Genomic DNA, 759 nt, shown 5'->3' with positions numbered 1-759 from the left:
CGATTCTGTAAAAGTTGATTGCTTCGATGAAATCTTTTTCATAAAAGTGATACATGCCGTTGAAGAGATAAAAATAGTATTGAATCATGTCATCTGTGCCTTTTTCCAGTGTTGCATTGTCTACTTTACTGAGTAGTTGTCCTGATTCTTTATAGTTTTCTGTCATCAGTTTAAATCTTGAGTCTATGAGATTGAAATACAGTAGGACGTTCTGATTTTCTTCCATGTTTGGAAATGTGTTTACGATTTTTTCTCGCATGGCTGTAGCTTTGAGAATGTTGTTTTGCTTTATGGTTATATACCATTCGTTGAGACTGTAAGCGACTTTTTCGAATTCTACTTTAGTTTCCACCTTATCCTTCCTCTCTTTATATTTTAAAAATTTTAAACCTTTTGTATTATTTCAAAATAAGAGCAATAGTTAAAGAAAAATTTTAAAATATTGGAAATTTAATTTGAGATACTTTCAGTTCTGGGCAGAGCCCGAAAAGAGTCACTGGAGAACCAGTGCCCACTTATGCACCTGAAAGTTGCACGTGTATTTTCACTTCGTTCAAAGCAGAATGTCTGGGTATTGTACCGTTGGGAATTTTGGAAAAGGAATGGTATAATAGATTTCTAATATCCTAATCCTGATCCTTGTTAGTTTGGCGAAGGTGCGAAGCGAAAAGGCGGCGACAGTCGCCTGAGTGGCAACGAAAAGCGGAGCACCTTCGCCAAACAAGAACCCCCCCACTCTAACAGGGGGGTACTACGGAA

At 37.3% G+C, this 759-nt stretch carries 1 pseudogene; it reads right to left on the bottom strand.

From position 1 onward, the window contains the following. A pseudogene (locus SB771_RS33420) lies at positions 1 to 352 on the bottom strand (hypothetical protein); the annotation flags it as partial. Positions 353 to 759: the final 407 nt, after the last annotated feature.

The sequence above is a fragment of the Burkholderia sp. SIMBA_051 genome (assembly GCF_046534915.1).
GTDB lineage: Bacteria > Pseudomonadota > Gammaproteobacteria > Burkholderiales > Burkholderiaceae > Burkholderia > Burkholderia ambifaria.
The sequence above is the reverse complement of the archived record's forward strand: the minus strand, read 5'-3'. Positions and strand labels throughout refer to the sequence as shown.